The organism is Bacillus glycinifermentans, from assembly GCF_001042475.2.
Lineage (GTDB): Bacteria > Bacillota > Bacilli > Bacillales > Bacillaceae > Bacillus > Bacillus glycinifermentans.
The window spans coordinates 54,152-77,261 of sequence record NZ_LECW02000005.1; the positions used below are offsets into that span (position 1 = coordinate 54,152).

Genomic DNA, 23,110 nt, shown 5'->3' on the forward strand with positions numbered 1-23,110 from the left:
TCTGCGTTAAAGATATCAAGTGAGTGTATGAATGTACACTAACAAGGGTGGTACCGCGGGAAGTCGAATCTCTCGTCCCTTTTTAGGGATGGGAGAGTTTTTTTGATTTTGGAATAATCTGAATATCACGATGCCGGTCCCGTCCATACTTGTATGCAAGGATGCCGTACGTACATTCAAAGGAGGTTTTTACAATTGAGTTTTGATCATCAAAAAATCGAGAAAAAGTGGCAGGACTATTGGCTTGAAAACAAAACATTTGCCACGCTTGAAGATACATCCAAACCGAAGTTTTATGCGCTGGATATGTTTCCGTACCCGTCTGGAGCGGGCCTGCATGTCGGCCATCCGGAAGGCTATACGGCGACGGACATTCTCTCGCGCATGAAGCGCATGCAGGGATATGACGTCCTGCATCCAATGGGCTGGGATGCATTCGGGCTTCCGGCTGAGCAATACGCGCTTGATACGGGGAATGACCCTGCCGTCTTTACGAAGCAGAACATCGATAATTTCCGCCGCCAGATCAGGGCGCTCGGCTTTTCGTACGACTGGGACAGGGAAGTCAATACGACAGATCCGGACTACTATAAATGGACACAGTGGATTTTCTTAAAGCTTTATGAAAAAGGCCTCGCTTATGTAGATGAAGTGCCTGTGAACTGGTGCCCGGCGCTCGGAACCGTTCTCGCCAACGAAGAAGTCATCGACGGAAAGAGCGAACGCGGCGGTCATCCTGTCGAAAGGCGTCCGATGAAGCAATGGATGCTGAGAATTACGGCATATGCCGACCGCCTGCTCGAAGACCTTGAAGAGCTCGACTGGCCGGAGAGCATTAAAGAAATGCAGCGCAACTGGATCGGCCGTTCTGAAGGTGCACACGTTCATTTTGAAATCGACGGCCAGGACGCCATGTTTACGGTTTTCACGACCCGTCCCGACACTCTGTTCGGCGCGACGTACGCCGTACTCGCTCCTGAACACGATCTGGTCCAAAAGATCACGACGCCTGAACAAAAAGATGCGGTCGACGCTTATATTGCCGAAGTTCAGTCAAAGAGCGATCTTGAGCGCACCGATTTGGCAAAAACGAAGACAGGCGTTTTCACAGGCGCTTATGCGGTTAATCCGGCGAGCGGAGAAAAAATTCCGGTCTGGATCGCCGATTATGTCCTGGCTACATACGGCACTGGAGCGGTCATGGCGGTTCCGGCTCATGATGAACGCGACCATGAATTTGCAACGGTATTCGGTCTTTCGATCAAAGAAGTTGTCAAAGGCGGAAACGTTGAAAAAGAAGCGTATACAGGCGACGGCGAGCATATCAACTCCGATTTTCTGAACGGTCTCGATAAAGCGGCTGCGATCGAAAAAATGATCGAGTGGCTTGAAGAGAACGGCAAAGGCGAGAAAAAAGTGACATACCGCCTCCGCGATTGGCTGTTCAGCCGCCAGCGCTATTGGGGCGAGCCGATTCCGATCATCCATTGGGAAGACGGAACATCCACCCCGGTTCCTGAAGAAGAGCTGCCGCTTATTTTGCCGAAAACGTCTGAAATCAAGCCGAGCGGTACGGGAGAATCGCCGCTTGCCAACATTAAAGAATGGGTCGAAGTAACAGACCCTGCAACAGGCAAAAAAGGAAGACGGGAAACGAATACAATGCCGCAGTGGGCCGGCAGCTGCTGGTACTTCCTGCGCTATATTGATCCGAAAAATCCGAATGAACTCGCGTCTCCTGAAAAATTAAAGAAATGGCTTCCTGTCGATATGTATATCGGTGGCGCAGAACACGCCGTTCTTCACTTATTGTATGCGCGATTCTGGCATAAATTCCTTTATGATATCGGAGTCGTGCCGACAAAAGAGCCGTTTAAGCAGCTCTACAACCAGGGAATGATTCTTGGCGAAAACAATGAAAAAATGAGCAAATCAAAAGGCAATGTCGTCAATCCGGACGAAATCGTCACGACGCACGGGGCAGACACGCTTCGTTTGTATGAAATGTTCATGGGGCCGCTCGACGCTTCGATTGCCTGGTCTACGAAAGGCCTTGACGGAGCGCGCCGCTTCCTTGACCGCGTATGGCGCCTGTTCATCGACGACAATGGCGAATTGAGCAGCAAGATTACGGAAGGAGCGGGCGAAACGCTTGAACGCGTCTACCATGAAACGGTAATGAAAGTGACAGATCATTTCGAAGGGCTGCGCTTCAACACGGGGATTTCCCAGTTGATGGTCTTTATCAATGAAGCGTATAAAGCGGACAAGCTTCCGAAAGAATACATGGAAGGCTTTGTGAAACTGCTTTCTCCTGTTGCACCGCACCTTGCTGAAGAGCTTTGGAGCCGTCTCGGCCATGAAGGCTCGATCGCATATGAAGCATGGCCTGTCTATGATGAAGAGAAGCTTGTCGATGATGAGGTCGAAATCGTCGTTCAGGTGAACGGGAAAGTAAAAGCCAAGTTAAACGTTCCGGCTGACGCAAACAAAGAACAGCTTGAGGAACTGGCCAAAAACAACGAAAAAGTAAAAGAACAGCTTGAAGGAAAGACGATCAGAAAAGTGATCGCCGTTCCGGGCAAGCTTGTCAATATTGTCGCAAACTAAAAGCAAAAACCCCTTCCTCGCGAAGGGGTTTTTTCGATCCTAAGCCTTGGATCTTTTAGCTTATGTTTGATTTCAGCCGTTTCGCCCATGTATTAAAATAGGGGTAAAGGAGCTGATGAATATGGAGTTTGCCGATTTTTCCGCCGTGCAGGTCCGAATCGCAAGACCGACAGACCGTTTTGAAGAGGTCATCGCCTTTTACGAGAAAGGTCTCGGTTTACAAAAAATCGGTGAGTTTTCCGGGCATGCAGGCTACGATGGCGCGATGTTCGGCCTGCCGAATTCCCTGTATCACCTTGAATTTACGTCACACGAAAACGGGAGCCCGTGTCCCGCCCCGACGAAAGACAACCTTCTCATTTTTTACATCCCTGATCTTCATCAAATCAAAGCGATTGCAAACAGGCTGTCTGACATGGGGTATGAAGAGGTGCCTCCGGAAAACCCGTATTGGGAAGAAAAAGGCGTAACGATCGAAGATCCCGACGGCTGGCGGATCGTGCTGATGAACACGGAAGGAATTTAGCCGGCTATGCTTGCTTCGCGCCACTTTTCAGCCTGACTGCGGACGATTTCTGTAAAAGCAGTCATCGCCGGAGAGAACCATTTGTTTTTATGATAAGCCATTTGGGTAGAAAAGAGGGCGTCCTTGACCATGATGCCCTCAAGCTTTTGTTCGCTGATTTCAGTACGGGTTGTGATCATCGGGAGGAGAGAGACGCCCAGCCCGCACATGACGCATTGTTTAATGGCCTCCACGCTCCAAAATTCCATCGTCTTATCGGTGACGACGCCTTGATTATGCAAATATTCTTCAAAAAAGTCTCTGTAGCTGCACCCGTGCTCCGTATATAAAAACGTCTCATTTGTGCTGAACGCCAAATGCTGATAATCGGTTTTCCCTGCCGGATGCCCCTTTGGAAAGATAAATACCATCGGCTCGTCCACGAGTTTTTCAATATGGAGGTCCTCTTCGTTCCGCTCTTCATCCAGCAAGAAAGCGACATCGATTTTCCCCTGTCTCAACTCATCCCTAAGCTGCCAGCATGTTGAAGACTTCAGCGTCACTGTCACCTGCGGATACTTGCTTTTATATTCATGAAGGATCGTCGGCAGCCTGTAGACGGTTAACGATTCGGAAGCGCCGATGATCAGGTTTCCGGATGGCTGCTCATCGTCTGCAGAAATGTACCTCGCTTTTTCATACAGCTCGATCATCTTCGTTGCATAAGGAAGGAGATGTTTCCCCGCTTCCGTCAGCAGCATCTTTTTTCCTAAACGATAGAATAACGGCTTTCTCAATTCTTGTTCAATCGCCTGAATATGGGAAGTCACCGTCGATTGTGCGTAGCCCAAATAATCTGCCGCACGGGTGTATCCCCCGATTTCGACGATGGTTTTGAATGTTTTCAAGTGGCGGATTTCCATCTGTGTCAGGTCTCCTTTTTTTCTAATATCGAAAAATCCGAAGTTGCGGATCATTACTATCTATTTTACTGATTTAATAAATGAGATTACAATCATTTTACATCGTTTAGAAGGGATTGTGTTCAGGTGAAAGAGAAAAAACTGGGGTCTTTATTGCTAAGCGGTTTGATGACAGGGCCGATTTTAGGCTCAGGTGTTATCCTGCTGCCGCCGATGGTTCATGAGATAGCGGGGGACTATGCGATATTTGCCTGGCTGTTTATGATGGGGGCCGGATTTTTGTTCGCGTGGATTTTTGCGATATTGAGTATTCAATATCCAAACGATGCGGGTATAGCCTATGCTGCTGAAAAAGCGTTCGGCATTCGGGCGAAAAAACTGGCAGTCCTCTATTTTATCACTGCGGCAAGCTTTGGCCCCGCAGCCGTACTCATGACGGCCGGCCAATATATTCACTCGATCGCGGCTGGTTCTGCGGTTTCAACAGAAGTTTACAGCCTTTTGCTGTTCATCATTTGCCTCGTTGTGCTGTGTTTTCGCATTTCGTTTGTGGGAAAGGTTTCGTTCGTCTTTTCAAGTGCTGCGGCGGTTCTCTTGCTTGGAGGGAGCTTCACATCGATTCCTTTTTTCAGGGAAGGGCCGCTGATCGAAGGGGCTTTTCGGCTTGCCGATTTTGGCCATGGTTTGCTGCTGCTGTTTTGGGCTTTAGTCGGCTGGGAAATGATCGGCAACTATAGCATGGAGGTAAAAGACAGAAGGAAGGTGATTCCGCGTGCTGTCGTGATCAGCGGCCTGACGGTTACACTCGTGTATCTTGCAATAGCCGGAGCCGCCCAGTGGATCGATCCGGGCCGTTTTCAAAGCGGCCAGCTGAAGCTGACGCTCATTTTAACGCCGCTGTTCGGCCCGTACGCATTAGCCGTCATCGCCGCGGTAACGTCTGTATTGTGCATGAGCACGTATTTGCTTGTCGTCGGGGGAGCCGCCAGATTAATATCCTCGCAGACAGCAGGCGTCCTTGCATACAGAACGAAGGACGATAGGCCGATCGCAGCGCTTGGCTTGATTTTCGCCGTACACGCAAGTGTTTTCGTTTGTTTGTTTTTTCATGCCGTCAATGTCGACACGCTCGTCGCTATCGCAAACGCCTTTTTTATCTGCCATTCGCTCTGCGGCCTTCTTGCCGCATACCGGCTGTTGGGCGGTTTTGTTTATAAAGCGATTTGCGTTTTTTTGATCGGCTGTTTTTCGCTTCTTCTATTGTTTTCATCGCTTCCGATCTTATGTTTTGTCATGTTCGTGACCGCTATTTTTGCCCTTCGCAGCAGTCCTTTAAAAGACACACGGTATGAACAGCTTTAAATATTACCTGAAAAACAGGTGAAAGCTCCTTTCAAATCGTATTTATGTAACCATGAAGAGATGAAGAAAGGAGACATGTGATGCGCGGACAATTGCTCAGGCTGCTCGGCGATTTGCCGGATCAAACGGAGATTCAGGCGAAAACTCTTAAAAAAGAAGAAAAGGATTCGTTCATTCTTGAAACGCTGTTGCTCGGGTTAAACGGCATCGAACCGGTTCCGGCCTATTTTGTGAAGCCGAAACAGGCGCAAGGCAAACTGCCGGTCGTGCTCTATTGCCATTCCCACGGCGGGCGATACGAAAGGGGAAGGAAGGAGCTGATCGAAGGAGCGGAGTATTTGGAAAGGCCACCATACGCCGATGAGCTGACATCTCTCGGGTTTGCGGCGCTCGCCATCGATCATTGGGCTTTCGGAGACAGGCGGGGGAAAACGGAGAGCGAGATCTTTAAAGAGATGCTCTGGACCGGGCGGGTGATGTGGGGGATGATGGTGTATGACAGCATCCGGGCCCTTGATTATCTTGAGACGCGGGATGACACGGACACTGCGCGAATGGCTGTGCTCGGGATGTCAATGGGAGGTTTGATGGCCTGGTGGACGGCGGCACTGGACGCACGCATCAGCGCATGCGTCGATATATGCAGCCAGGTTGACAGCGAAACGCTAATCAAGACGCAGAATTTGGACAGACACAATTTGTATTCATATGTTCCAGGGCTCGTAAAGCATGTTTCAACCGCACAGATTCAGAGCCTGATTGCTCCGAGGCCCCACTTGAGCCTCGTCGGAACGGCGGATAAGCTCACTCCCGTCATGGGGATTGATATCATCGAGAAATCATTGACTTCCGTGTATAAAGAAAAAAACGCGGGTGAACGCTATGAAGTGTTTCGCTCCCATTCGGGGCATTTGGAAACGGCCGCAATGAGGCAGAAAGCGATCGATTTTTTGAAAACATGGCTGTGAACAGGAGGACTGATCATTGGTGAAGAAGGTCACGATTGTCGGGGGAAGCGGAACGGTCGGGCGCATATTGATCCGCGGGCTGTCTGATGAAGGCTACGATCTGACGGTAATGGATGTAAAAAAGCCTGAAGAAGAGCTGCCTGCAAGGTTTATCCAGGCTGATGCACGAAACGATGAAGAAACGGTGAAGGCCATCCCTGAAGACACCGATGTGCTGATCAACCTTCTCGCCGTCAAACCGACCGGCAATCTCCTTGACAAGCATGAATTTGAAAACATGACAGACATCTTTTTTAAAGCGACGTATACGATGCTGATGGCCGCGGTGCAACGCGGCGTGCCGAAAGTCATTTTTGCAAGCAGCAACCATGTCACAGACGTTTATGAGCAAAACGGCGTGTCTTTGCTTAAAAGACCGATTCAGACGGAAGATTATCCGCTGTCAAAAAGCCTGTACGGCTTGCTGAAATTGGCCTCAGAAAACCTGGGATACCTGTTTTCGCATCATTCAGGCGTCCCGGTTTCCGTCATCAATTTGCGGATCGGCACGGCGGTCGAAAATGAAAAAGAAGCGCTGCTGACAAAGCCGAGGACGAAAAAAACGCTGCTGTCCAAGAAGGACCTCGTCGGCATATTTAAATCTGCGATTGAAGCCGACAAAACGTATGGTACATATTATGCCGTCAGCGACAATCCGGACCGGCCGTGGTCGATCACATCCGCCATCCGCGAATTAGGGTATGAGCCGAAAGTCAATTCGGCCGACCTTATGAAAAAAGACTGACGTATCATCTTCTAAGGCGATGATCTTTTTCTTTGTTTTCGCGTCCCTGCTTACAAAATGATTATAGACGCTTCTCTCCTCGGTTTGCTACATTTTAGACACGATATCGTAATTTTTTGACAGCGCTTACAAATAGGAGGGGTGAAATGGCGATCAGGCATTCCGCGGGAAGCCGCGTGTTTGATGTGCTGAATTACGCTTTTTTAACCGGATTCGGCCTCGTTTGCGTGCTGCCGTTTATCCATGTGATAGCCGCCTCTTTTGCAACGGTGGAAGAGGTCATTTCGAAAAAGTTCATATTGTTTCCGACCACGTTTTCATTGGATGCGTACAGGTACATTTTTTCGACTGACATCGTGTACAGAAGCTTGATCATTTCTATTCTCGTAACAGTCGTGGGAACGGCTGTCAGCATGTTCCTTTCCTCGCTGATGGCATACGGTTTGTCGAGAAAGGAACTGATGGGCAGACGCGTGCTGATGTTTTTGGTCGTCTTTACGATGCTCTTCAGCGGCGGGATGATCCCGACGTTTCTCGTCGTGAAATCGCTCGGATTGCTTGATTCCTATTGGTCTCTGATACTTCCGAGCGCCATCAATGCTTTTAACCTGATTATTTTAAAAAACTTTTTTCAAAACATTCCGTCCAGCTTGGAAGAATCTGCGAAAATCGACGGGTGCAATGATCTGGGGATCTTTTTCCGTATCATTCTGCCCTTATCTTTGCCGGCGATTGCCACGATTTCGCTGTTTTATGCCGTCACCTATTGGAATACGTACATGCAGGCGATTCTGTATTTGAGCGATGCGACGAAATGGCCGATACAGGTTCTGCTCAGGCAGATCGTCATCGTTTCAAGCGGCATGCAGGGGGATATGACGGAAATGGGAGCAGCCGCGGCGCCGCCTGAGCAAACGATTAAAATGGCGGTGATTGTCGTCGCGACAATTCCGGTGCTGCTCGTCTATCCGTTCATTCAAAAACATTTTGCAAAAGGTGCGTTATTAGGATCTATTAAAGGTTAAACACGAGGGGGACAATGTATGGGGAAAAAATGGCTGATCCCGATGTTCGCGTTCGCGCTTTTAGCGGGAGGATTGTTTGGCTGTTCGAACAAAGGAGCGGAGCAGGCCTCTTCGAAGGAAGAAAAGGTCGATCGCAACTCTCCTTTGGATCTGAGCTGGATGGTGATTCTCTATCATCAGCAGCCGCCGAAGGACACGGCGATTAAAAAGATCGAAAAGCTCACAAACACAAAGCTCGATTTGATGTGGGTGCCTGACGGGGTGAAGGAAGACCGCCTGAATTCCGCGCTTGCCGCCGGCAATCTTCCTAAAGTCGTCACCATCCAGGATATCAAAAATTCATCGGTTATGAACGCCTTCAGGTCAGGCATGTTCTGGGAAGTCGGACCTTATTTGAAGGATTATCCGAATTTGAGCAAGATGAATAAGCTGATCAATAAAAATGCCTCCATTGACGGTAAACTGTACGGCATTTACAGGGAGCGCCCGTTATCAAGGCAAGGAATCGTCATCCGCAAAGACTGGCTTGACAATCTTGGCCTAAAAACGCCGCAGACGCTCGATGAGTTGTACGAGACGGCAAAGGCGTTTACTGAAAAAGATCCCGACCAAAACGGCAAAAAGGATACGATCGGTTTTGCCGACAGAAACGATTTGATCTACGGAGCGTTTAAAACATTGGGATCCTACATGGGAATGCCGACGGACTGGAAAGAAGAAAACGGCACATTCACACCCGATTTCATGACGCCGGAATATAAGGAAACGGTGAAATACATGAAAAAGCTGTATGATGAAGGACTCATCAATAAAGACTTTCCAGTGACAAGCAAAACGCAGCAGCAGGAGATGTTTTCGCAGGGGAAAGCCGGGATTTACGTCGGGAATATGGTCGATGCCGTCAATCTAAGAGATCAGTCTGTTGACGACAAGATGGAGCTCGATATCATCAACCGCATCAAAGGCCCTGACGGAAAAGAGCGCGTCTGGGCATCAGGCGGGCACAACGGTATTTTTGCGTTTCCGAAAACGAGCGTGAAAAGCGAAAAAGAGCTGAAACGGATTCTAGCCTTTTTTGACAGGATCGCCGAAGAGGATGTCTACAGTCTGATGACCTACGGAATCGAAGGCGTCCATTACAAAAAAGAAGACAAGGATCATTTCAAACGGATCGATGATAAGCTTAAAAGTTGGCAGGCGGAAATTCAGCCGCTCGTCTCCCTTGTCGGCATTGATAAAGCGTACTTGAAAAACACGGGAGATCCTCTGCGTACCAAATATGAAGAGCTGACAGAGGACAACGAAAACATCATCGTCTCCAATCCGGCCGAAAGCCTGTACTCTCCGGCTGCTTCTGAAAGGGGAGATGAATTGCAAAAGATCATCGATGATGCGACATACCAATTTATCCTCGGCAAAATGGACGAAAGCCAGTTTGACAATGCGGTCGAAAAATGGCGGAAAAACGGCGGAGACCAAGTGATTGAAGAATATGAACAAGCATATAAAAAATCGGAGAAATAAATACAGGCGATCCCGGGTCTTTCCGGGACCGCCTTGTTTTATGCCGAATGGTTTTTCAGTTCGCGATACTTTCCCGGGGTGATCCCTTCGAGCTTCTTGAACGAACGAATAAAGTTTTGCGGATTTTTATATTTCAGTTTTTCAGAAATTTCTTTAACGGATAAGCTCGTTTCCGTCAGCCAGCTTTTGGCGATATGATGGCGGTACGATGATAAATATTCGCTGAATGATATCTTCATCTCTTTTCTGAAAATGCTGCTTAAATAGTTAGGATTGTAGTGCAGTCTTCCCGCGATCGATTCCAAGGTCAGATCGGTGTCGAATTCCTGCTGGATGATGTGGACGATTTTCTCCGAGATGTTTTTATACTGCGATTCCTCTCTGACGCTCAACGTTTCGATCATGTTGCTGACGATTCGGGTGTTCAGCCAGCTTTCGATCTCTTCTATTGTCGTCAGCTCAAAAACGTCGTCATACAGCATATTATTGCCGTCCGGTTCAAACAGCTCGATTCCGAGAAGGTGCATGAATTCAATTAAATTGTTGAGCAGCCTGACAATCGCAATTTGGCAATGATGAGGGTTCGTATTCTCGGAACAAACCGTTTCGATTAATTGATGAAGCCGTTCAGCGGCTTTTTCCCGTTCGCACGCTTTAATCGCTTCAAACAGTTCGTTTTGGAGCTGCTTCGGAAACTGGGTCAAAAACGCTTTGTTCCTGTCAAGGTGCTCAAAGAAAATGATCGCGCGTTTCCCCGATTTCAGCCTGTATGTCAGCGCTTCAAGCCCTTCCAAATAAGCGTGCTTGGACATGGAGAGATTTGTAAAAGGCTGGCTGATCCCGATGCTGACAAATACCCCGAACTCCTCATGGATTTTATGCTGTATCGATTCGGCCGTACTTTTCAGCTGCTGATGAAATGTGTCAAGCGATTTGCCGCGGTTCAGCATTACGGTCGTTTGCGTCTTATCGATCACGACTGAAGGGAGACGGTTTTCCTTTGGGATCGACTGTTCGACAAGGCTGTTGATCGCAAACAGGAGGACGTCCAGGTCTTTTTTTTCGTACGGCGTGTCCTTCAAGGTGTCAATTTGCAGGGCAAGGACGGAAAGGTGGCTCCAATCGTCCGAAAAGCCGAGGCCTGAAAAGCGTTCTTTCGTTTCTTCCTCAATCAATTTGCCGAGCAGAAGCCTTGTTAAAAAATATTGCTTCAGCTGTGTGACCTGTTGCTCGACCCGCTTTGCGAGGTCGTGATTTTTGTTTTTCATTTCTTTAATATTCCGCTCGATCAGCTCGAATTCGCTTTCGTTACGCTCTTTGTCTGTTCCGGAGGCGAAGCCGGAAACGGACTCATATAAAACCTTGATCGGCTTGTAGAAATGGCGTGAACCAAACCAGGAGAACAACAATGAAAGCGCTAACAAAATACCGCATATCGAAAACGTGAACCAGCCGATTGAGGCGGTCTGCATGTAAAGTTCAGGCATCGTCGTCATTGAAACGTATATCCAGTTGTTATAGTCTGATTTCTGGTATGTAATCTTATAGTCCGTATCGCCGATTGATGCGTCAAACTGTCCGTTTTTCGAAGAAAGCTGCCTGATTTTTTGAAAGTAATCTTCATGCCGGATCGATTGCCCGATTTGCGACCGTTTTTGATGAAGGATGATGCGGCCGTTGTCATCAAGCGCCATCATGCTGTTTGTTTTCGACTTCAGGGGCATTCGTTTGACGAGTGAACACGACGGAATGCTCGCGATGGCAAGCCCTTTATGCCGCATGCTGTTTAAGGGAAGCTATTTGACGAGACTGACGATGTACGGGCAGTCTTCCGAACCGCCTTCCTTTGTGGCGACAAGGGCGTTGTTTTTTTCAAGCAGCCAGCTTGACCGGCTTTTCAGCGAGTTGTAGAGCGAGACCATCAAAGCCTGTTTCCCCTGATCCAATTTGTACAGTCCGGAATTGTTGATATACCACTTTTTTTCCTGGCTGATCAGGTCATATACACCGCCGGGTAACGTGCGGGCCATGTGATGAGATGATTGTAGACGAATTTTTCGATGCTGGGATAAAGTGAAAGCAAACATCGTGGAGGGAGGCTGTTTATGAAAACTGCAGAAGCTCAGGCTGGACAAGAACCGGCCCTTGTTGCCGGAAAAGAACGAAAGGTGCGTTTTTTTGCAAAGGCGTTTCAGCAAAAGTATTTGTATTTGATGATTCTGCCGGGGCTGATCTATTTTCTCCTTTTTAAGTATGTGCCGATGTGGGGGATCGTTATTGCGTTTCAGGACTACCAGCCGTTTCTCGGCATAACGGGGAGCGAATGGGTCGGCTTTAAGCATTTTGAAAGGCTGTTTACGGAGCCGACTTTCTTTATGCTCTTGAAAAACACGCTGATCTTGTTTCTTCTGAACCTCGTCGTATTTTTTCCAATCCCGATTATATTGGCCATTTTATTGAACGAAGTCAGAATCGTGCTGTTTAAAAAGTTCGTTCAGACGCTGATTTATATTCCGCATTTTATGTCATGGGTCATCGTCGTGTCGCTTTCATTTGTCCTTTTAACGGTAGACGGGGGACTGATTAATGAAATCATCGCCTATTTCGGCGGAGAAAAAATCAATTTTTTGCTTGACGAAAACTGGTTCAGGCCGCTCTACATTCTCCAGGTGATCTGGAGGGAAGCCGGCTGGTCGACGATCATTTATTTAGCGGCGATTACGGCGGTCGACCCGCAGCTTTACGAAGCGGCGAAAATGGACGGGGCGAACCGTCTGCGGAGAATGTGGCATGTGACCCTTCCCGCGATCAGAAGCGTGATCGTCGTTCTCTTGATTCTGAAAATCGGCGATACGCTGGAGCTTGGATTTGAGCATGTGTACCTGCTTTTAAACGCGACAAACCGTGAAGTGGCTGAAATTTTCGATACGTATGTGTATACGGCGGGCTTAAAGCAGGGGCAGTTCAGCTACAGCACAGCCGTCGGCTTGTTCAAAGCCGCTGTCGGACTCATTTTAGTCATATTTGCAAACAGGATGGCAAAGAAATTTGGAGAAGAAGGTATATATTAACATTTTGATGAAAGGATTTGAATGCCATGAATCGATCTCTCATCACAAAATCGCCTCTTCACGTTGCCGAGGAAGCGGCCAACACGATAATGAAAGCGTATACAAAGGATAAGCTGCCTCCCGCGGGCCGCTGGCATTATCATCAAGGCGTGTTCTTATGCGGGCTGCTTCGCCTTTGGGAAATGACAGGGAAAGAAACGTATTTTGATTATGTAAAGGATTACGTCGACTATCTCGTTGATGAACACGGTAATTTTTATTTCAGCAGAGATGAGCTTGATGCCGTTCAAGCCGGCCTTCTATTGTTTCCTTTGTATGAGGAGACAGGTGATGAACGATACAGGAAAGCGGCGGAAAAGCTGAGGGGCCTGTTCGGGACGCTGAACCGGACATCAGAAGGAGGCTTTTGGCATAAAGATAAATACCCTTATCAAATGTGGCTTGACGGTCTGTATATGGGCGGACCTTTTGCACTCAAGTATGCAAGGGCTTTCGGCGCTCCCGAGCTGTACGACTTGGTCATCCTCGAAGAAACTTTGATGAGAAAGCATACGAAAGACCGTCATACGGGATTGTATTATCACGCCTGGGACGAACGGCGCAGCACGCCTTGGGCCGATCCTGAATCGGGATGTTCGCCCGAGTTTTGGGGAAGATCGATCGGCTGGTATGCGCTGGCGCTCAGCGACATGATCGAACTGCTTCCGGAAGAGAGCGGGATGAAGTCCGAATGGATCAAAACGCTTCAGGAGATGGTCAAAAGCCTCGCCGATTTTCAGGATGAAGCAACGGGGTTATGGTACCAGGTCGTTGACAAAGGAGAGCTGGCGGACAACTGGCTGGAAAGCTCCTGTTCGTGTCTCTATGCATATGCGATGGCAAAAGGGGTCCGCATGGGCTATATCGATCAATCGTATATGGAACGGGCCGTGAAGGCGTATAAAGGGCTCTTGGAGAAAAAAATCGAAATCAGGCCAAAAGAAGGTTTGGTTTTGAAAGACATTTGCGTCGGGACATCCGCGGGAACATACGAGTATTACGTCAGCCGCGAGAAAAGCGTCAACGATCTGCACGGAGTGGGCGCTCTCATTATGGCGCTGGCGGAGCTTGAAAAAAGCGGGCGCTTTCAGGAAGAGGGAGACAGGTGAAAAAGGCGGCTTTGCCGATGATTCTCACCGCGGTGATGCTTTTTTTGTCAGCGTGCGGCAAAGCGGATTCTGAAAGGGCAGACGTGTTTATGTTTTCGGATGCGTCTTCCGGCATCAAAGAGAAGATCAAAAAGGCAGCCGGGAAAAAGGGGATGAATGTCACGTTTTTCCCGGCTTCTCCCGAAAAACTGCTCGCCGAAATTGCGGCAAAGGAAGGAGATCTGTTTGTCGTTCCCGAAGACATGTTTAAACCGTTTTTTGATCCGGAAGGGCTCCGTCCGCTCGGCTCTGATCCTGAGGGAGAGGGGCCGTATACAGCAGGCGGACAAAAGGTCTATGCAGCCGTCATCAAAAAAGGAGAAAAGCAGCTGAACGGCTATTCGTTTCAGCTGAATACGGATATGGCTGCCTTTATCCCGATTTATGCGAAGAAAACCGATGAAGCGCTTGAACTGATCGAGGGGCTTCTAGGTCAATGAACAGAGGTGTCAATTGCCGATGAAAAAGTATGTGATATGCGGTCTGAGCGGCCGCGCAATCAACATGTTTATCGAGCCGCTTGTAAAGGAATACAGCCGCGGGCACCGGATCGCGGCACTTCTGGACGACGATCCGCTCAGGGAAGCCGTCTGCAAAGAGCGCTTTCCCGAGCTCCGTTCGGTTCCGTTTTTCAGGGCGGAAGCATTCAGCGACATGATCGAAAAGATTGATCCCGACACCGTGATCGTGGCGAGCCGCGATGACACGCATGTCCGCTACATTTTGGGCGCTTTGCAATCTAACAAAGACGTCGTAACGGAAAAGCCGATGGTGACAACGGTAAAAGACGCTGCAGCCGTAATAGCCGCCGAAGCTGAAAGCGAAGGAACGGTGACGGTCACTTTTAATTACCGATACAATCCGTACCACCGCAAAATTAAAGAGATGATCCTCGAAGGAAAGCTCGGCAGAATCACGTCCGTCGATTTGAACTGGTACATCGATACGTATCACGGAGCAAGCTATTTTAAGCGCTGGAACAGGATGAGAAAGTATTCCGGCGGGCTCAGTGTCCATAAGTCGACTCACCATTTTGACCTTGTCAATTGGTGGCTTGATCAAAAGCCCGAGGAAGTCTTTGCCTACGGCGGATTGTATTATTACGGGCCCGACGGTGAAATGAACCCTGAAAAAGGCGAAAACCGCTATTGCGGTACGTGCCATGTCAAACAGGCATGCCGCTATTTTATGAGGTGGGAAGCGGGCGATGCGGAAGACGACCATATCCGGTCAGACGAACATCAGCATCTGCTGTACACCAATTACAGGCCTGACGCCTGCATTTTCGACGAGGTAATCGATATTGAAGACACCTATGCGGCCGTTTTGAAATATGACGGCGGCGCTCTATTAAACTACTCCGTCCATTTTTCCGCTCCGTATGAAGGCTACCGCCTCGCGATAAACGGTACGAAAGGAAGGCTGGAAACGACGGAATATCATGCACCCGGAAGAATTCCTTTTGAGGTACCCGAGCAGACGATCGAGTATTTTCCGCTGTTTGAGTCAAAGGAAACGATCCGTGTCGTCCGTCAGCCGGGCGGACACGGCGGAGGGGACCCCCTGCTGCTCAGGGAGCTCTTTACGGGCAAAGATCCTTTCAGGGAGTATGACATTCTGGCCGGAAGTGAAGCAGGGGCCTATTCGATCGCAGCCGGGGAAGGAATGTGGCGTTCGGTCAAGGAGAACAGGCCGATAGGGATCGAAGAGCTTCTTCATTCCCGGCAACACACCTGAAAGGGGGCCGTGTGAGTGGAACAAAATAACTCCATGGGGAGAGTAATGAACTTTTGCGAATGGGTGGTGAGATTTGCCTATACGAATGTGCTGTGGTTTATGTTTACGCTTCTCGGCTTTGGCCTATTTGGATTTATGCCGGCGACCACCGCTTTATTTTCCGTAATGAGAAAGTGGATTATGGGCCATACGGACATTCCGGTTTTCAAAACGTTTTGGCGGGCGTACCGCGGGGAATTTTTCCGCTCCAACGCGATCGGCCTCATTTTGGCGGCGGCGGGAACGATTATTTATGTTGATCTGGCCTTCATTTATCCGGAAAATGCCTTCCTGCACATCCTTCGTTTTGTCATCATGACGTTCGGCTTTTTGTTTTTCATTATGCTGTTTTATCTGTTTCCGCTCCTTGCCCATTTCGACTGGAAAAAGCGGATGTATCTCAAATTTTCGCTCATCCTCGGGGTTTCGTATTTGCAGTATACATTAACGATGATGGCCATATGCGCCGCGCTTTACGTCGCGTTTAGCTATCTGCCGGGAATCGTTCCTTTTTTCAGCGTCAGTCTGTTAAGCTATACAGTCATGTGGCTTGCCTATCAAGTATTGAGGAAAGCGGGAGCAGCAGAGCCGGACTCTGCGGAATCCCTGGTAATGAAAGGAGCCGATCGTCTTTGAACAAAGAAAACGATGAAAGGTATCTGCATTGGATCGATCATGTCGTGAAAGACAGCCTTGGAAAAGATGGGATACAGTCGCTTCCGGGATTCGGAAAGCCGTTGAAAAAAGAGGCTCTCCAAGGGGACGCCCTTTCCAGCACTCTGAAAAACGCCCGCTACCTTCCAGAGTGGCTCAGGCTTCAAAAAGAAATCAAACAAGAAATCGAAAACGCGATTAAATCCGGGAACCGGGAAGAAAAGATCGGCTCGATCAACCGAAAAATCAAACGATACAACCTCTCCTGCCCAAGTCAATTCCAGAAAAGCCTTGTAACAGCAGAAAGCCTCGAGAATCAGCTTGAAGCCTGGAGCTGACCGCTTGTTGAATACCGCAAATTTGATAATGATAAAATAATTGCCTATAACAATCGTTTTTTGTAAAATAGAATCATGAAGAAAAAGGAAATAAATCCATATAATGTTTTTGAGCATAAGAAAGGATGAAAAGTGAGTGGAAACGAAAACGGCATACGAAAAGGCGGCCGGGCTCATGAACCAATGGTATACCATGATTAAACGCCACGAAGCACTGCAAGCGATTTCGTTAAAATACGAGATTGAGAATCTGCTTGCAAACATGGAAACACGCGGAGACTTGTTGCTTTATTTTCACCTCTTGGATTACCGCCACAAGCTGATGACAGAGCAATTCGCAGAATCCGCTAAGGCGTTCAGGGAGATTCAAAAGCAAAAGGAAGCAGTCAAGTACGCGGATGACCTCATTCAATATTACTTTTTCTTTTTTTCCGGCATGTACGAATTCTATGAAAAAAATTATCTTGAGGCGATCAGCTTTTATAAAAAAGCGGAAAGCAAATTATCTAAGGTGACCGATGAAATAGAAAAAGGAGAATTCCATTACAAAATCGCGATCGCATACTATCAGGGAGACGATCATTTCCGTTCCATGAATCATGCCGAGAAAGCCCTTTCCGTTTTCGGCAGAGGGGATGAATACATAGACAAAGCCATCGGGTGTTACATGATTCTCGGCTCCATCCAGTTTGACCTGTTCCGTATCAAGGAAGCGGAAGAACATTACAGACGGGCGTTGGAAAAGGCCGCTTCTTGCCATCATCACAGGGTGGTCGGGCTCATTTTTCATAACATGGGGGTGAATTACGCCAATCGAAACATGCCGCTTTTAGCAGAGCAACATTTCAGAAAGGCGCTCGCCATCAAGGTTCATGAGCAATCGATTTTTGGGATCAACACCTTTTTCGAACTGGCCCGCAACCTGTATAAGCAAGGCTATGGAGAAGAAGCGAGGCAGCTTTGCAAGGAGGGTTTTTCAAGGGCGGCGGAATACGGAGAGGAAGAGTACACGGCGAAGTTCAGGCTCATCTTTGCTTTATACGACGGAGGACACCCGCTTGACATCGATTTTGCGCTTGAATATTTGACAAATAAAAAGCTTTGGACGCATGTCGCCGAATTGACGAATGACATTGCCGATTACTACATGAGGCTTGGCGATAAAGAAAAAAGCGCTTATTATCTCGAACAATCGAGCAATGCCAAACATCAAATATGCAAGATGAAGGAGGAACTCATATGAAAAAAGCCGTTTGTTCTTCAGCTGTCATGCTTGCCTGCCTGATTGCGTGCGGATCCTTGGCGTGGGCTTCCCCGCAAAACGAGACGTTTTACATATCGGGAAAGTCGGTGTTTCCTGATAAAGGGACACAGCAGGCGACGTCTTAAATAGCATTCGCTCACTGCCTTTTGCTATAATAATCACACTCTACAATCAAGGGAGCTGGAAGTATGACAGTAAAAGAGATCACACCGGACGAATTAAAAGAAAAGCTTTCAGAAGGCGAAACGCTATACATCGTCGACGTCAGAGAGGATGAAGAGGTAGCGGAAGGCATGATACCGGAAGCCGTCCATATGAAGATGGGCGACATTCCCGATAAGATCGATTTCTTTCAAAAAGACGTGCCGTATATCTTTGTCTGCCGGTCCGGAAAGCGCAGCGAAAACGTTTGTCTTTATCTCATGGATAAAGGATTTGACGTTACAAATATGGTCGGCGGCATGCTCGAATGGACGGGTGACACGAAGCCGAAAACAACATAAAGGGAAAAACTTCTTATCGCAAAGATAAGGAGTTTTTCTTTTTTTATTCAAACAATTGATAGAAATTAGTCAAAAAACAAGGTGAAAATGGGTCTGATTTTACATATTTTGATATGTTTTTATAAAAAAATTTATTGTAAAGTAGCTTTTGAAAGGATTGTAAAAATGATCGGTGATTTTGATAGGGAGGGGTGTTTCGAGAATTAATCGGGGTATTTCTGACGGATTAAGTAAAATATCAAGCAAACATCGTAATACGGAGTGATAAAAAAAATGGCAATGATTGAGCAAGCACATACTTCACAAGCACCATCAGAGATCAGATGGCCCCCATTGCTATTGACGGTGATGATCGGTGTCGGCATTTGGCTGATCGGACCTCCGGCGGGGATCGAGCCGAGGGCATGGCATTTATTAGCGATATTCGTCGCGACAATCGTAGGCTTTATCAGCAAACCGCTCCCGATGGGATCGCTGTCGATCATCAGCATGATGCTTTTGATCGTCACCGGGACATTAAAGACACAGGAGGCGCTCGCCGGGTTCAGCAATACGACGATTTGGCTGATCGTCGCTGCATTCTTTATCTCCCGCGGATTTATTAAAACAGGTCTGGGAACGCGGATTGCCTATTTATTTGTTAGACTGTTCGGAAAGAAAACGCTCGGCCTTTCGTATTCGCTGATTTTATGCGATTTGATTTTGGCCCCTGCAACGCCGAGCAACACGGCCCGGGCCGGCGGAATCGTGTTTCCGATCGTCCGTTCTTTGGCCGAAGCTTACGGTTCGCGTCCGGGCGACGGGACGGAACGAAAGGCAGGGGCATTTTTAACGCTGACATCCTTTCAGGGAAACATGATCACGTCAGCGATGTTTATGACGGCAATGGCTGCAAACCCTCTTGCCGTATCCTTCGCAAAAGCGGCTGAAGTCGATATCACATGGGGAGGCTGGCTGTTGGCTGCTTTAGTCCCGGGTTTGATCAGCCTGATCGTCATTCCGCTGTTTATCTACAAGGTTTATGGTCCTGAAATCAAAGAAACGCCCGGAGCCAGACAGGTGGCCATTGATAAATTAAAGGAACTCGGTCCTGTCAAACGCTCAGAAAAATACATGATTTTCGTATTTATCGTGATTTTACTATTGTGGATTTTCGGCGAGAAGGTCGGAATCGATGCCACCGCAACCGCGCTGATCGGCCTATCTTTATTGCTCGTCACAAGCGTTTTAAGCTGGGATGATATTAAAAATGAAAAGGCGGCATGGGACACGCTGATTTGGTTTGCCGCGCTCGTGATGATGGCGACGCAGCTCAATGAATTGGGGCTGATTCCTTGGGTTTCAAATAAGATCAGCCAGTCTGTCGGCGGGATGTCCTGGATCACGGCATTGATCGTGTTGGGCGTCGGTTATTACTATGTCCACTATTTCTTTGCCAGTTCAACAGCGCATGTCAGCGCCATGTATCCGGCATTTTTGGCCGTAGCGATCCATGCAGGGGCACCGGCCATGTTAGCCGCACTTCTTCTTGGCTTTTTCGGCAATTTATTCGGCTCAACGACGCATTATGGAGCAGGTCCTGCGCCGGTATTGTTCGGTTCCGGCTATGTCACACAGGGCAAATGGTGGTCCATCGGCTTTTTCGTTTCTATTTTGCATATGATCATCTGGTTTGGGACAGGCATGATCTGGTGGAAGCTGCTCGGATTCTATTAAGAGAAGCAAATTCGGATGAGGTCAGGCAGTATGAAACAGATGGTTAACGGCCCATGCAGAGAACATGAGCGAATGCGCCATACTGGCATATCAACGCGATCAAACATCACACTGAGCGCGAAAGCAGCCGATAAAACGATCAAATCTCCCCGGCATCGGTCCGGGGAGATTCTTTTTCATTCATAACTTCTGTACTTCGCGAATACCTTTCAAATAGAAAGGAGAGAGCGTATGCTGAAGGTTGCCGTATTTGATGAAGAACACGAAAAAGATTTGCAGCACGAAATCAACGAGTTTTTAAAAAAACTGTCAGAAGACCAGCTGATCGATATAAAATATAACGTATCCGCTGCATGCGATCCCCAGGGCGAACAGCTTTACTGTTTTTCAGCGTTGATTTTGTATAGAAAATAAGCCGGAGAAGAGCAAGACTTCGTTCAGACAAAAACATCCAAAATCATCGTAAACGCAAGACCTGATACCGCAGTGATGGTGGAAAGCACCGTATACGTTCCGAAGGCTTCCTTCAACGTCATACCGAGTGATTCCTTTACCATCCAGAAGCCTGCGTCATTGACATGGGAAGCGATAGCGCTTCCTGCTCCTGTCGCCAGTGCGACAAGCTCGAGATTCACATCAGGCATAGAGGCAAGCGACGGGATGACGAGGCCGGCTGTCGTCAGAGTTGCAACCGTTCCGGAGCCAAGGCAGATGCGCAGGATGGCCGCCACCATCCAGGCGAAGAATACCGGTGACATCGATGTGCCGGAAAAAATGGATGCTACATAATCTCCTACACCGCCGTCGATGAGAACCTGCTTTAAGGCACCGCCGCCGCCGATGATCAAAAGCAGCATCCCGAGGGCATTGATGGCAGAACCGCAGGAATCCATCAGCTTTTGAATCGGCACCTTTCTTCTGATTCCCATTGTGTAAACCGCTACTAGCAGCGAGATGACCATCGCGGTCGATGAATTGCCTACAAAGCGGATCATGTCAATAAACAGACTGTCTGAGAATTTCAGTTCTGCCTGCAGGATGTCGACAGCAGCACCGAGTGCCATCAGAATAACAGGGAATAGGGCAGTGAAGACGCTGACCGCGAATCCGGGCATTTCTTCTTCCTTGAATGTTTTCGCAATCCCGAAGGATTCACTGCCTTCCCGCGTCCAGGCAGAAGGGACGATGCGTTTCGCAAGCTTGGGATACAAGATTCCCGACAGGATCACTGTCGGAATCGCAACAATGATACCATAAATAAGGACAAGCCCTATATTCGCTCCGTACTCGGCAGCAACTGCTGTCGGACCCGGGTGGGGCGGAAGGAAGGCATGCGTTGCGAGTGCGGCAGAGACCATCGGCAGCCCAAGGTGTACGATGGAGACCCTGAGCTCCTTTGCAATCGAGAAGATGATCGGAATCAGCAGGACGATGGTTACTTCGAGAAACAGCGCAATCCCGACGATGAAAGAGGCGAATAAAACGGCCCATTGGATGCGCTTTTCGCCGAAGCGGTCAATCAGCGTGGTAGCGATGCGGTTTGCCCCGCCGGCGTCGGCAATGAGACGGCCCAGCATGGCGCCCATTCCGAAGATAAGCCCGATATGGCCCAGCGTTCCGCCTAAACCGCTTTCAATGGAGCCCACAACGTCTGACATCGGTATGCCCAAAAGCAGCGCCACGATAAAGGAGACGATGATCAAGGAAACGAATGTATTGAGCTTGAACCTCATGATCAAGATGAGCAACAAGAGTACACCTAAAGCGATGATGAGTAATGGCATTTGTTTATCCCCCTAAAGTCTATTTTTGTAAGCGGTTACAAATAAGGGTTTTAGAAAGGAAGGATGCGGGATCCTTCCTTTCCGGCGGTATGCAATGTTTACAGGCTGTTTGGCGAGAAGTTCGGTGCGTACTGTGCTGCAACCTTGATGCATTCTTCCATGCTGGTGCTTTCTGCGATGTTTTTGCCTGCAATATCGAATGCAGTACCGTGGTCGACGGAGGTACGCAAGAACGGCAGACCGTTCGTGATGGAAATCGTCCGGTGAAAGTCTGTCATTTTTGCAGCGATATGTCCCTGGTCATGGTATAACGATAGAACCGCATCGTATTTGCCGTTCAGTGCCTGGTAGAAGACCGAGTCCGCCGGCACCGGACCGACCGCGTCTATACCATCTTTCACCGCGAGCTCAATGCCCGGCTTGATTTGCTCGATTTCCTCCCGGCCGAACAAGCCGCCTTCCCCGCTATGCGGATTCAAGCCTGCCACCGCGAATTTGCCTTTTTTAACTCCAAGTCGCTGCAATGCTCGATTACAACGAATCAAGTAATCATGTACTCTTTCTTTTGTCATTTGATCAATGGCATCTTTTAATGACAGGTGGCGGGTGAGGAAGAAGATGCGCATGCCGTTCACCTCGAACATCGTAAGCGGATCTTCTGAACCGGCCAGATCCTCCAGCATTTCGGTATGCCCGATATACGGCACTTTAGCCGCTTTCAACGATTCCTTGTTAATTGGTGTCGTCGCCAGTGCTTTAACTTCTCCGGCCATGGCAAGCTCCACGGATTTTTTAATGTATTCGAATGCGCCCCGGCCGCCTTGGGCGGAAACCTGTCCGTATTCAAGCTTATCGATGTCGATATTCGCCAGATTGATCACATCGACTGTACCGAATTCATATTTTCCTTCTGCAGGTGCTGCAACTTCGTTCACTTGCAGATCCGCTTCCACGATCCCGATCGCTTTTTTGATGACTGCTGTATCACCGATCACAAGCGGTTTGCATACATCGTAGATTTCCTTCTTCGTTAAAGATTTCATCGTGATTTCCGGGCCGATTCCTGCCGGATCTCCCATCGGAATTGCAATAATTGCTCGTTCTGCCATGATAGAT

Annotated in this window: 21 protein-coding genes, 1 pseudogene and 1 other annotated feature (1 of these 23 only partly in view); of the genes and pseudogenes, 18 read left to right on the top strand and 4 right to left on the bottom strand. The window is 48.5% G+C overall.

Annotated features, from left to right (window positions below; genetic code table 11):
* Positions 1–83: a binding site (T-box leader), on the top strand (it extends 129 nt beyond the left edge of the window).
* Positions 84–195: 112 nt separating this feature from the next.
* Together leuS and AB447_RS06195 are read left to right on the top strand one after the other, a co-directional pair.
* Complete coding sequence (gene leuS / locus AB447_RS06190; protein WP_057957477.1) at positions 196–2,610, top strand: leucine--tRNA ligase; 2,415 nt, start codon at positions 196–198, stop codon at positions 2,608–2,610.
* A 121-nt stretch (positions 2,611–2,731) separates the two neighbouring features.
* Entirely contained in the window at positions 2,732–3,136 is a 405-nt protein-coding gene (locus tag AB447_RS06195) for a VOC family protein (RefSeq protein WP_048355251.1), read from the top strand.
* Here AB447_RS06195 and AB447_RS06200 read toward each other — a convergent pair.
* The gene (locus tag AB447_RS06200; protein ID WP_048355250.1) at positions 3,133–4,038 is read right to left on the bottom strand and encodes a LysR family transcriptional regulator; all 906 of its coding nucleotides are present in this window, start codon (positions 4,036–4,038) and stop codon (positions 3,133–3,135) included. The two genes, AB447_RS06195 and AB447_RS06200, sit on opposite strands and share 4 nt — an antisense overlap.
* 126 nt (positions 4,039–4,164) lie before the next feature.
* On the opposite strand from AB447_RS06200, the gene AB447_RS06205 reads away from it, so the two are divergent.
* The 5 genes from AB447_RS06205 (at position 4,165) to AB447_RS06225 (ending at position 9,701) form a co-directional block, all read left to right on the top strand.
* The gene (locus AB447_RS06205; RefSeq protein ID WP_048355249.1) at positions 4,165–5,400 is read left to right on the top strand and encodes an APC family permease; all 1,236 of its coding nucleotides are present in this window, start codon (positions 4,165–4,167) and stop codon (positions 5,398–5,400) included.
* An 80-nt stretch (positions 5,401–5,480) separates the two neighbouring features.
* The gene (locus AB447_RS06210) at positions 5,481–6,368 is read left to right on the top strand and encodes a dienelactone hydrolase family protein (RefSeq protein WP_057957478.1); all 888 of its coding nucleotides are present in this window, start codon (positions 5,481–5,483) and stop codon (positions 6,366–6,368) included.
* Between the two features lie 19 nt (positions 6,369–6,387).
* On the top strand, positions 6,388–7,152 hold the full coding sequence (locus tag AB447_RS06215) for an NAD-dependent epimerase/dehydratase family protein (protein ID WP_048355302.1): 765 nt from the start codon (positions 6,388–6,390) through the stop codon (positions 7,150–7,152).
* Between the two features lie 146 nt (positions 7,153–7,298).
* Complete coding sequence (locus tag AB447_RS06220) at positions 7,299–8,177, top strand: carbohydrate ABC transporter permease (RefSeq protein ID WP_048355248.1); 879 nt, start codon at positions 7,299–7,301, stop codon at positions 8,175–8,177.
* A gap of 18 nt (positions 8,178–8,195) precedes the next feature.
* Entirely contained in the window at positions 8,196–9,701 is a 1,506-nt protein-coding gene (locus AB447_RS06225) for an extracellular solute-binding protein (RefSeq protein WP_048355247.1), read from the top strand.
* A gap of 38 nt (positions 9,702–9,739) precedes the next feature.
* Here the strand turns inward: AB447_RS06225 and AB447_RS06230 are convergent.
* Positions 9,740–11,698: pseudogene (locus AB447_RS06230) on the bottom strand (helix-turn-helix domain-containing protein); the annotation flags it as partial.
* A 108-nt stretch (positions 11,699–11,806) separates the two neighbouring features.
* Here AB447_RS06230 and AB447_RS06235 point away from each other — a divergent pair.
* The 11 genes from AB447_RS06235 to AB447_RS06280 all read left to right on the top strand — a co-directional run bounded on the left by AB447_RS06235 (position 11,807) and on the right by AB447_RS06280 (position 20,624).
* Complete coding sequence (locus AB447_RS06235; RefSeq protein ID WP_048355246.1) at positions 11,807–12,772, top strand: ABC transporter permease; 966 nt, start codon at positions 11,807–11,809, stop codon at positions 12,770–12,772.
* Positions 12,773–12,798: 26 nt separating this feature from the next.
* Positions 12,799–13,920, top strand: coding sequence for a glycoside hydrolase family 88/105 protein (locus AB447_RS06240; protein ID WP_048355245.1), 1,122 nt, complete (start codon positions 12,799–12,801; stop codon positions 13,918–13,920).
* Entirely contained in the window at positions 13,917–14,399 is a 483-nt protein-coding gene (locus AB447_RS06245; protein WP_048355244.1) for a hypothetical protein, read from the top strand. Before AB447_RS06240 ends, AB447_RS06245 begins: the two co-directional genes overlap by 4 nt.
* Before the next feature lie 19 nt (positions 14,400–14,418).
* Positions 14,419–15,696, top strand: coding sequence for a Gfo/Idh/MocA family protein (locus AB447_RS06250; RefSeq protein WP_048355301.1), 1,278 nt, complete (start codon positions 14,419–14,421; stop codon positions 15,694–15,696).
* 15 nt (positions 15,697–15,711) lie between these two features.
* Positions 15,712–16,371 carry a YesL family protein gene (locus AB447_RS06255; RefSeq protein ID WP_048355243.1) on the top strand — a complete coding sequence of 220 codons (660 nt, stop codon included), beginning with the start codon at positions 15,712–15,714 and terminating at the stop codon, positions 16,369–16,371.
* The gene (locus tag AB447_RS06260; RefSeq protein WP_048355242.1) at positions 16,368–16,727 is read left to right on the top strand and encodes a DnaJ family domain-containing protein; all 360 of its coding nucleotides are present in this window, start codon (positions 16,368–16,370) and stop codon (positions 16,725–16,727) included. Before AB447_RS06255 ends, AB447_RS06260 begins: the two co-directional genes overlap by 4 nt.
* 136 nt (positions 16,728–16,863) lie before the next feature.
* On the top strand, positions 16,864–17,970 hold the full coding sequence (locus AB447_RS06265) for a response regulator aspartate phosphatase (protein ID WP_048355241.1): 1,107 nt from the start codon (positions 16,864–16,866) through the stop codon (positions 17,968–17,970).
* The gene (locus AB447_RS25725) at positions 17,967–18,116 is read left to right on the top strand and encodes a hypothetical protein (RefSeq protein ID WP_156183565.1); all 150 of its coding nucleotides are present in this window, start codon (positions 17,967–17,969) and stop codon (positions 18,114–18,116) included. Before AB447_RS06265 ends, AB447_RS25725 begins: the two co-directional genes overlap by 4 nt.
* Before the next feature lie 63 nt (positions 18,117–18,179).
* On the top strand, positions 18,180–18,494 hold the full coding sequence (locus tag AB447_RS06270) for a rhodanese-like domain-containing protein (RefSeq protein WP_048355240.1): 315 nt from the start codon (positions 18,180–18,182) through the stop codon (positions 18,492–18,494).
* 273 nt (positions 18,495–18,767) lie between these two features.
* A complete protein-coding gene (locus tag AB447_RS06275; RefSeq protein WP_048355239.1) occupies positions 18,768–20,210 on the top strand; it encodes an anion permease in 1,443 nt (480 codons plus the stop codon).
* A 231-nt stretch (positions 20,211–20,441) separates the two neighbouring features.
* Positions 20,442–20,624 carry a sporulation protein Cse60 gene (locus tag AB447_RS06280; RefSeq protein WP_048355238.1) on the top strand — a complete coding sequence of 61 codons (183 nt, stop codon included), beginning with the start codon at positions 20,442–20,444 and terminating at the stop codon, positions 20,622–20,624.
* Between the two features lie 23 nt (positions 20,625–20,647).
* Here the strand turns inward: AB447_RS06280 and AB447_RS06285 are convergent, their stop codons facing one another.
* Both AB447_RS06285 and pdxA read right to left on the bottom strand, forming a co-directional pair.
* Positions 20,648–21,994 carry a gluconate:H+ symporter gene (locus AB447_RS06285; RefSeq protein ID WP_048355237.1) on the bottom strand — a complete coding sequence of 449 codons (1,347 nt, stop codon included), beginning with the start codon at positions 21,992–21,994 and terminating at the stop codon, positions 20,648–20,650.
* Positions 21,995–22,092: 98 nt separating this feature from the next.
* Positions 22,093–23,103, bottom strand: coding sequence for a 4-hydroxythreonine-4-phosphate dehydrogenase PdxA (gene pdxA / locus AB447_RS06290; protein WP_048355236.1), 1,011 nt, complete (start codon positions 23,101–23,103; stop codon positions 22,093–22,095).
* Positions 23,104–23,110: the final 7 nt, after the last annotated feature.